An 8503-nucleotide genomic window follows, 5' to 3' on the forward strand; every position below is an offset into this window, starting at 1 on the left:
GCGTTCATGACGCGCTCGCGCAGACCCGTGGCGACCAGCAGCATGACCACGAGGCCGGCCAGCACGACCATGCCCATCGCGTCCGGCCAGGACATGCGGGGCGCCAGCTGGAGCGCGACGACCGTGTTGACCCCGAGGCCGGCCTCGTGGTCATGCTGCTGGTCGCCACGGGTCTGCGCGAGCGCGTCATGAACGCCGTACCGCTCGGCCTGCGCAAGGGCATCGCGATCGGCATCGGCCTGTTCATCATGCTGATCGGCCTGGTCGACTCGGGCTTCGTGTCGCGCATCCCGGACGTCGCCCAGACGACCGTGCCGCTGCAGCTCGGCGGGACCGGGCACCTCGACGGCTGGCCCGTGCTGGTCTTCGTCCTCGGCACGCTGCTCACGCTGGCGCTGATGGTGCGGAAGGTGCCGGGCGCGATCCTCATCTCGATCGTCGCGATGACGGTCGTCGCCGTGGTGATCAACGCGGTCGCCGAGGTGCCTTCCTGGGGCCTGACCACCCCGAAGTGGCCCGGCAACCCGGTCGCGAGCCCCGACTTCGGGCTCGTCGGGCATGTCAGCCTCTTCGGCGGCTTCGGCAAGGTCGGCGTACTGACCGGCGTGCTCTTCGTCTTCACGGTCCTGCTGTCGTGCTTCTTCGACGCGATGGGCACGATCATGGGCATCGGCGACGAGGCGAAGCTGACCGACAAGGACGGCAACATGCCGGGCATCAGCAAGGTGCTCTTCGTCGACGGCATCGCGGTCGCCGCGGGCGGCGCGACCTCCTCGTCCGCGACCACCTGCTTCGTGGAGTCCACGGCGGGCGTCGGCGAGGGCGCGCGCACCGGTTTCGCGAACGTGGTCACCGGCGCGCTCTTCGGTGTCGCGCTGTTCCTGACACCGGTCGCCACGATGGTCCCGTCGCAGGCCGCCACTCCGGCGCTGCTCGCGGTCGGGTTCCTGATCCTGTCCGGCTCGATCCGGCAGATCGACTGGGCCGACCACACCATCGCGATCCCCGCGTTCGTGACGATGCTGATGATGCCGTTCACGTACTCGATCACGAACGGCATCGGGATGGGCTTCATCACGTTCGTCGTGCTGCGGGTGGCGGCCGGGCGCGGCCGGGAGGTGCCGGTCGCGATGTACGTGGTGTCGGCGGTCTTCGCCTTCTACTACTTGATGCCGGCGCTGGGCCTGACCTGATGACGGCGAGCGGTCGGTGAGCCCGGCGTTACCGCCGCCCCGGGGGCTCACTGGACCCCGTAGAACTTTTCCGTCTCCTCGACCGCGGTCTGGAACCGCTCGTCGAAGTCATCGCGAACGAGCGTCCGGACGACGTAGTCCTGGACGCTCATTCCTCTTTTCGCCGCATGGTGCCGGAGCCGGTCCAGCAGCTCCCCGTCTATCCGCAGGCTGAGCACAGTGGTCCCCATGGGTACGAGGGTCGTTGCCATCCGCCGCCGCGTGTCACTTTCCGCAGCCGTCTCACTCATATGAGTGATAGATGGTTCCCTGCGTTGTTCAGTGGCAGGGGTCACGGCCATTTCCGAGGTGCTCCGGTGGTCTTTAGCTAGAGTAATGAGTTATTCTAAAGAACATGCCTGACCTCACCCATGGCGACGACGTAGCCGCCGTGAACTCCCTGCGCTCCGCCGTGATGCGTCTGTCGCGCCGACTCAAGCACCAGCGGGTCGACGAGTCACTGAGCCCGACCGAGATGTCGGTCCTGGGCACCCTCGCCCGCTGCGGCACGGCCACGCCGGGCGAACTCGCCCGCAAGGAGCACGTGCAGCCGCCCTCGATGACCCGCATCGTGGCGTTGCTGGAGGCCAAGGGTCTGGTCCGCCTCGAAGCGCACCCCGACGACCGCCGCCAGAAGGTGGTCACGCAGACCGAGCAGGCCGAGGCCATGCTCCTGGAGAGCCGCCGCAAGCGGAACGCGTGGCTGGCCACTCTCGTCGACGGCCTCGACGAGGACGAGTGGGCGAAGCTGCGCGCGGCCGCCCCCGTCCTGGAGAAGCTCGCACACCTGTAGACAGCCACGCACCCCGCATACGCACCACCCACGCACCGCCAGTAGCAATCGCACCGCAGGTACCAAGAACCACCCGCACCACCCCGCAAGGAGGCGAACGCCGTTGAGTACGGGACCCGGAGCAGACTCCGCCCCCGCTCCTGCCGACCACAACTCCCCGCCCGCACCCAAGACCCGCTCCTCGATGTTCAGCTCGCTGAAGATCAGGAACTACCGGCTGTTCTTCACCGGCCAGGTCGTCTCCAACACCGGCACCTGGATGCAGCGCATCGCCCAGGACTGGCTGGTGCTGAGCCTCACCGGCTCCTCCGCCGCCGTCGGTTTCACCACCGCTCTGCAGTTCCTGCCGATGCTGCTCTTCGGCCTCTACGGCGGCGTCCTCGTCGACCGCCTGCCGAAGCGCCCGACCCTGCTGGCCACCCAGGCCGCGATGGGCCTCACCGGACTCGCGCTCGCCTTCCTGACTCTCGGCGGACACGTCCAGGTCTGGCACGTCTACGTCGCCGCCTTCGCCGTAGGCCTCGCCACGGTGATCGACAACCCGGCACGGCAGTCCTTCGTCGCCGAGATGGTCGGCCCCGGCCAGCTGCAGAACGCGGTCAGCCTCAACTCCGCCAACTTCCAGTCCGCCCGCCTGGTCGGACCCGCCGTCGCGGGCCTGCTCATCACCGGGTTCGGCACGGGCTGGGCGTTCCTGCTCAACGGGCTGTCGTTCGTCGCGCCCATCGCGGGCCTGCTCCTGATGCGCTCCCGCGAGCTGAACGAGGTCGAGCGCACCCCGCGCGGCAAGGGCCAGCTCCGCGAGGGCCTGCGCTATGTCGCGGGCCGCCCCGACCTGATGTGGCCGATCATCCTCGTCGGCTTCATCGGCACCTTCGGCTTCAACTTCCCCGTCTGGCTCTCGGCCTACGCGGACGACGTCTTCCACGCCGGCGCGGGCGGATACAGCCTGTTCAACACGTTGATGGCGGTGGGCTCGGTCGCGGGCGCGCTGCTCGCCGCCCGGCGCGGCACGGCCCGGCTGCGCGTGCTGATCGCCGCCGCCGTCGCCTTCGGAGTCCTGGAGATCCTGGCCGCGCTGGCCCCGTCCTACTGGCTCTTCGCCCTCCTCATGGTGCCCATAGGGATGGCCGGCCTGACCGTCAACGTCACGGCCAACACCGCGGTCCAGATGGGCACCGACCCCGCCATGCGCGGGCGGGTCATGGCGCTGTTCATGATGGTCTTCATGGGGGGTACGCCGCTGGGGGCACCCGTCGTCGGCTGGATCACGGACGCGTACGGGCCCCGGGTGGGTTTCGCCGCCGGCGGAGTCGTCTCGGCCCTTGCGGCGGCCACCGTCGGCCTGGCCCTGGCCCGTGTCGGCGGCCTGCGCCTGTCGGTCGGCTGGCACAACGGCCACCCGCACGTCCGCTTCGTGCCACGGGCCCGGGAGCTGGCGACGGCGGCGTAGGCCAGTAGGCCGGGGCCTCGGCTCAGCCGCGGGGGCGGGGAGACTGGCGGCATGAGACTCTTCGCCGCCGTGCTGCCGCCACCGGATGCGACCGCCGAGCTCGGTTCGGCGGTCGGTGAGCTGCGAAAGCTGCCCGGATCTGGATCTGATTCTGGAACTGGAACCGGTGTCGGAGCCGGAACCGGTGGCGGCCAAGGGCTGCGTTGGACGGCCCCGGCCGGCTGGCACTTCACGCTCGCGTTCTACGGAGAGGTCGACGACGAGCTCGTACCGGATCTGTCGGCCCGGCTGGAGCGCTCGGCGCGGCGTACGGCTCCCTTCGCCCTGTCCCTGCGCGGCGGGGGCCGGTTCGGGGGACGGGCCCTGTGGGTGGGCGCCACCGGTGACGTACGGACACTGCGACTGCTCGCCGAGCGGGCGGAGGCGGCGGGGCGCAAGGCGGGCGTGACACGCGAGGAACACCACGGGTACCGGCCGCACCTCACGCTGGCCCGCAGCCGTGGACCGGCGGACTTCGCCCCGTACGTGTCGGCGCTGGACGGGTTCGAGGGACGGGCCTGGACGGCCGGTGAGCTGTGCCTGATGCGGAGCCGGCTGCCCGTCTCGGGGGTACCCGGGGAGCAGCCGCGGTACGAGGTACTGGCGCGGTGGGCCCTCGGCGGGTCGCCCTCCCGAGGAGCGGCGGCTCGTGTGTGATCGGGTCACAAGCGCGCGTCGGCCCGACCGGACCGCGCGGCGTCGGCGTCGGCGTCGTCGACGCGATCCGGGACCAGGTCCGGTGTACGCGGCCGGCACGGCGCCGGGCTTCGCGGCGCCGTGACCGTGCACGTCGACAGCCATGGCGTCACCTGCGTTTTCGTGGCTGCCCGGACCAATCCCCGGCCGGTGCAGGATCGGATTACGTCGAGATGTCTCGACTGCGGAGGGCGTTGTGAAAGAAGCCGTGCATATCGGCAGAAACCCATCGACGGAGCCGGACCTGGAAGAGCTGGTGGGCCGGGTGGCCCTGGGGGACGAGAAGGCGTTCGCCTCTGTTTACGACGCCGTCGTGAGCCCGGTGCTGGGTGTCGTCCGTGCCGTTCTGCGCGACCGGGCGCAGTCGGAGGAGGTGGCCCAGGAGGTTCTGGTGGAGGTGTGGCGCACCGCACCCCGCTACCGCTCCGAACGCGGGACGGCGATCAACTGGATCCTCACCCTCGCCCACCGGCGGGCGGTGGACCGCGTCCGGCACGCGGAAGCCGTGGCCGCCCGGGACCACAAGGCCGCCCTGCTGGACCGTACGCCCGAGTACGACGAGGTGGCCGAGCAGGTCGAGACACGGCTGGAGCGGGAACAGGTGCGGCGCTGTCTGCGCACGCTGACCGACATCCAGCGCCAGGCGGTCACGCTGGCCTACTACCGCGGACTGACCTATCGCCAGGTCGCGGAGTCCCTCGTCCTTCCGCTGGGCACCGTCAAAACTCGGCTGCGCGACGGGCTCATCCGGCTGCGCGACTGCCTGGGGGTGACCGCATGACCACCGCCGAACTGCACCGCATGACCGGCGCCTACGCCCTGCACGCCCTGTCCGACGAGGAGCGCGACGCGTTCGAGCGGCATCTCTCGGACTGCGCACCGTGTGCTCAGGAGACCGCCGAGTTGGGCGCCACCGCGGCCCGCCTGGGTCTTGCCGTCTCGGTGGCGCCCCGCCGGGAGATGCGTGAGCAGGTGCTGCGCCGCATCGCGAGCGTGCGCCAGGCGTCTCCCAGCGAGCCGGAGCCGGAGTCGGAGTCGGAGCCGGTTCGTTCGGGCCGTGCGCGGTTGCGGGCCCGGCTGCTGTCCCGGTGGGCGCTGGCCGCCTGCGTGGCGGCTGCGGCCGCGCTCGGCGGCACCACGGTGTGGCAGCACCAACGGGCCGAGGACGCGCTCGGCCAGGCGCGTCGGGCCGAGCAGGGAACAGAGCGGATCGCCGCGGTGCTCGCCGCACCGGATGCCAGGACCCGGGTCGCGCGGTTGGCCGGCGGTGCCGCCGGCACCGTGGTTGTCTCACGTGAGCGGGACCAGGCGGTGTTCCTCGCCGCCGGGATGACGCATCCGCCCGCGGGCAAGGTCTACCAGCTGTGGTTCGACGACGACGGCACCATGCGCTCCGCCGGTCTGCTGGACCCCGGCCGCAGCGACCAGGCCGTCCTGCTGCGCGGGGCCGTGGACGGGGCCTCGGGCATGGGTGTCACCGTCGAACCCGCGGGCGGCTCGGAGCAGCCCACCACCAGCCCGCTCGCTCTGGTGGACTTCCCCGCTTGATCGAGTGAAATCCGGCGTTACCTGTATTCGTGGCCGGGCTCGATCGCGGGAGCCGTGGTGCTCTACGTCCTGGTGGGCCGCCTCGCCCGACGGAGCGCGTCCGCCGAGTCGTACACCGTCAACGACTCCGCGAAGGTCGTCTGCGGCAACGTCAAGACCGCCAACGCCAACGTCTACATCATCGACACCGTCCTGATGCCCACCAGCTGACGGACACGGTCCGGCCCCCGTGCGTGACGTCGGCCTCCACCGCCTGGTTGTGGGCGGTGAAGGCCGACGGGGAAACAGCCCCCTAGGGGGAGGCGTCCGAGCGAGTGCGGTTACGCTCGGTGCGTGGACCCGAAGACGCGGAACCGGATCATGGCCGGCGTGCTTGTGCTGATGTTCGTCGTGGTGGCGTTGGCGGCGGCGGTCGGTTAGGCGACCGTCCGCCGCCCCGCCGGGCTGCTGGCCTACTGGTGGTAGCGGCCTACTGGTAGGAGTACCGGTCTGCCGGTGGCCCTACCAGGCGAAGGCCTCCGGCGACGGCCCGGGGCCGGGGAAGATCTCGTCCAGGCCGGTCAGGAGCTCGTCGCTCAGTTCCAGTTCGGCGGCTCGTAGCGCGGATTCCAGTTGTCCGGCGGTGCGCGGGCCGACGATCGGGCCCGTGATGCCGGGACGGGTGAGCAGCCAGGCCAGGGCGGCCTCGCCGGGCTCGATCCCGTGCTTGTCGAGCAGGTCCTCGTACGCCTGGATCTGGGCCCGTGCGGTGGGGTCGGCGAGGGTGTCGGCGGCCCGGCCGCTCGCCCGGCGTCCGCCCGTGACCTCTTTCTTGATGACACCGCCGAGCAGTCCGCCGTGCAGCGGAGACCAGGGGATGACGCCGAGCCCGTACTCCTGCGCGGCCGGGATGACCTCCATCTCGGCGCGGCGCTCGGCGAGGTTGTAGAGGCACTGCTCGCTGACGAGGCCGATGGTGCCGCCCCGGCGCGCGGCGATCTCGTTGGCCTGGGCGATCTTGTAGCCGGGGAAGTTCGAAGACCCCACGTAGAGGATCTTGCCCTGCTGTATCAGGACGTCGACGGCCTGCCAGATCTCCTCGAAGGGAGTGCTGCGGTCGATGTGGTGGAACTGGTAGACGTCGATGTAGTCCGTCTGGAGCCGCTTGAGGGAGGCCTCCACGGCTCGCCGGATGTTCACGGCCGACAGCTTGTCGTGGTTGGGCCAGGCCTCGCCGTCGGCGCCCATGTTCCCGTACACCTTGGTGGCGAGCACGACCTTGTCGCGCCGCTCGCCGCCCTTGGCGAACCAGGTTCCGATGATCGATTCGGTACGGCCCTTGTCCTCGCCCCAGCCGTACACGTTGGCCGTGTCGAAGTAGTTGATGCCCGCGGCCAGTGCCGCGTCCATGATCGCGTGGCTGTCGGCCTCGTCCGTCTGCGGCCCGAAGTTCATGGTTCCGAGGACCAGTCGGCTGACCTTGAGTCCTGTGCGTCCCAGCTGCGTGTACTTCATGGCTCCAGCCAACGGCGTGGAGTGCGCTCTAAGCAACACCATGTCCGCGGTCTCCCGGGGACCTCCTGGGGACTTCCCGGAATCTCCCGGCGCCTTCTTGCCCGGGTCTCCTAGGGTGATCGCCCATGACGACCCCCGGAGCGGTTCCGCCCCTGTGGCGGGACCGGCGATTCGTGCTGCTGTTCTCCGCTCGTACGGTCTCGGTGCTGGGCAACGCCTTCGCGCGGGTGGCGCTGGCGTTCGCGGTACTGGAACTGCCGGGGGCGAGCCCGGGACGGCTGTCCCTGGTGCTGGCCTGCCAGGCCCTGCCGCAGCTGCTGTTCATCCTGGCCGGCGGCGTGATCGCGGACCGGATGTCGCGCTCGCGGCTCATGGTCGTGTCCGACCTCCTGGGCGGCGCCGCCTACGCCGGTCTGGCGGTCATGGTGCTCACCGGGCACGCACCGCTGCCGGCCCTGTGTCTGCTGGCCGCCCTGGCGGGTACGGCGACCGCGCTGTTCGCGCCGGCGATGACGGGGGTGGTGCCGTTGCTCGTGCCGGCGGCCCGCCTCCAACGGGCCAACGGGCTGCTGCAGATGGGGACCAACACGTCGATGCTGCTGGGGCTCGCGCTGTCGGGCGTGACCGTGGCGTTCGTCGGCGCGGGGTGGGCGCTGGCCATCAACGCCGCGTCGTTCGCCGCGAGTGCCCTGCTCATCAGGGGGCTGCGGGTGACGGCACGCCCGCGGAAGGCGTCCTCCGGCTGGGCCGATCTGCGGGACGGCTGGCGGGAGTTCGCGTCCCGGCAGTGGCTGTGGGTCGTGGTCGTCCAGTACGGGTTCGTGGTGGCGGCCCTCAACGCCAACGTCGGCGTGCTCGGTCCGCTGGTGGCCGAGCGGCACCTCGGCGGCGCGCGCGCCTGGTCGCTGATCGTGGCCGCGCAGGCCCTCGGCACGATCGCGGGGGCGGGCCTGGCCGCACGTGTCCGAGTGGCCAGGCCCGTACTGGTGGCGGTGCTCGCCACGTTCCCGGCGGCGGCCCCGATCGCACTGCTCGCGCTGCGCGCGCCGGTCTGGTCGGTGGCCGCGGCGATGTTCTGCGCGGGCGTCTCGTCGGACGTCTTCAGCGTCCTGTGGACCACGACCCTCCACCGCGAGATCCCCGAGGAGGTCATCTCCCGCGTCAGCTCGTACGAATGGTTCGGCTCCCTGGCCTTCGCCCCCCTGGGTCTCCTGGCCGCGGGCCCGCTCGCGTCGGCCGTCGGCACGG

The 8503-nt window shown here is 70.9% G+C and carries 8 protein-coding genes and 3 pseudogenes; 8 read left to right on the forward strand and 3 right to left on the reverse strand.

Going from position 1 to position 8503, the window contains the following annotated elements; translation table 11 throughout:
• Positions 1–143, reverse strand: a pseudogene (locus tag AOK01_RS43175) (NCS2 family permease); the annotation flags it as partial.
• Between AOK01_RS43175 and AOK01_RS37120 the strand changes: the two are divergent.
• Positions 138–1193: pseudogene (locus tag AOK01_RS37120) on the forward strand (NCS2 family permease); the annotation flags it as partial. The pseudogenes AOK01_RS43175 and AOK01_RS37120 overlap by 6 nt on opposite strands.
• Positions 1194–1240: 47 nt before the next feature.
• Here AOK01_RS37120 and AOK01_RS37125 read toward each other — a convergent pair.
• Positions 1241–1423, reverse strand: coding sequence for a hypothetical protein (locus tag AOK01_RS37125; RefSeq protein WP_055519570.1), 183 nt, complete (start codon positions 1421–1423; stop codon positions 1241–1243).
• A gap of 164 nt (positions 1424–1587) precedes the next feature.
• Here AOK01_RS37125 and AOK01_RS37130 point away from each other — a divergent pair, with 164 nt between their 5' ends.
• From AOK01_RS37130 to AOK01_RS42155, 6 genes and pseudogenes are all read left to right on the forward strand, one after another.
• Positions 1588–2025 carry a MarR family winged helix-turn-helix transcriptional regulator gene (locus tag AOK01_RS37130; protein WP_055519556.1) on the forward strand — a complete coding sequence of 146 codons (438 nt, stop codon included), beginning with the start codon at positions 1588–1590 and terminating at the stop codon, positions 2023–2025.
• Between the two features lie 184 nt (positions 2026–2209).
• On the forward strand, positions 2210–3478 hold the full coding sequence (locus tag AOK01_RS37135) for an MFS transporter (protein WP_055519557.1): 1269 nt from the start codon (positions 2210–2212) through the stop codon (positions 3476–3478).
• Positions 3479–3529: 51 nt separating this feature from the next.
• Complete coding sequence (gene thpR, locus AOK01_RS37140; RefSeq protein WP_055519560.1) at positions 3530–4174, forward strand: RNA 2',3'-cyclic phosphodiesterase; 645 nt, start codon at positions 3530–3532, stop codon at positions 4172–4174.
• 235 nt (positions 4175–4409) lie between these two features.
• Positions 4410–4994: a sigma-70 family RNA polymerase sigma factor gene (locus AOK01_RS37145; protein WP_055519562.1), complete on the forward strand. Its 585-nt coding sequence runs from the start codon at positions 4410–4412 to the stop codon at positions 4992–4994.
• A complete protein-coding gene (locus AOK01_RS37150) occupies positions 4991–5761 on the forward strand; it encodes an anti-sigma factor (protein WP_055519564.1) in 771 nt (256 codons plus the stop codon). The genes AOK01_RS37145 and AOK01_RS37150 overlap by 4 nt, the downstream gene beginning before the upstream one ends.
• A gap of 93 nt (positions 5762–5854) precedes the next feature.
• Positions 5855–5971: pseudogene (locus AOK01_RS42155) on the forward strand (fasciclin domain-containing protein); the annotation flags it as partial.
• Positions 5972–6262: 291 nt separating this feature from the next.
• On the opposite strand, the gene AOK01_RS37155 reads toward AOK01_RS42155, so the two are convergent.
• The gene (locus tag AOK01_RS37155; RefSeq protein ID WP_055519566.1) at positions 6263–7255 is read right to left on the reverse strand and encodes an aldo/keto reductase; all 993 of its coding nucleotides are present in this window, start codon (positions 7253–7255) and stop codon (positions 6263–6265) included.
• A gap of 125 nt (positions 7256–7380) precedes the next feature.
• Here AOK01_RS37155 and AOK01_RS37160 point away from each other — a divergent pair.
• The coding region (locus AOK01_RS37160) for an MFS transporter (RefSeq protein WP_055519568.1) at positions 7381–8503 on the forward strand (1123 nt) is incomplete at its 3' end.

Source organism: Streptomyces aurantiacus (assembly GCF_001418335.1).
GTDB classification, from domain to species: domain Bacteria; phylum Actinomycetota; class Actinomycetes; order Streptomycetales; family Streptomycetaceae; genus Streptomyces; species Streptomyces aurantiacus.

Excerpts from the sequence above, each read along its gene's own strand:
- AOK01_RS37125 (WP_055519570.1), bottom strand. The coding sequence starts at position 1,423 with ATGGGGACCACTGTGCTCAGCCTGCGGATAGACGGGGAGCTGCTGGAC.
- AOK01_RS37130 (WP_055519556.1), top strand. The coding sequence starts at position 1,588 with ATGCCTGACCTCACCCATGGCGACGACGTAGCCGCCGTGAACTCCCTG.
- AOK01_RS37135 (WP_055519557.1), top strand. The coding sequence starts at position 2,210 with ATGTTCAGCTCGCTGAAGATCAGGAACTACCGGCTGTTCTTCACCGGC.
- thpR (WP_055519560.1), top strand. The coding sequence starts at position 3,530 with ATGAGACTCTTCGCCGCCGTGCTGCCGCCACCGGATGCGACCGCCGAG.
- AOK01_RS37150 (WP_055519564.1), top strand. The coding sequence starts at position 4,991 with ATGACCACCGCCGAACTGCACCGCATGACCGGCGCCTACGCCCTGCAC.
- AOK01_RS37155 (WP_055519566.1), bottom strand. The coding sequence starts at position 7,255 with ATGAAGTACACGCAGCTGGGACGCACAGGACTCAAGGTCAGCCGACTG.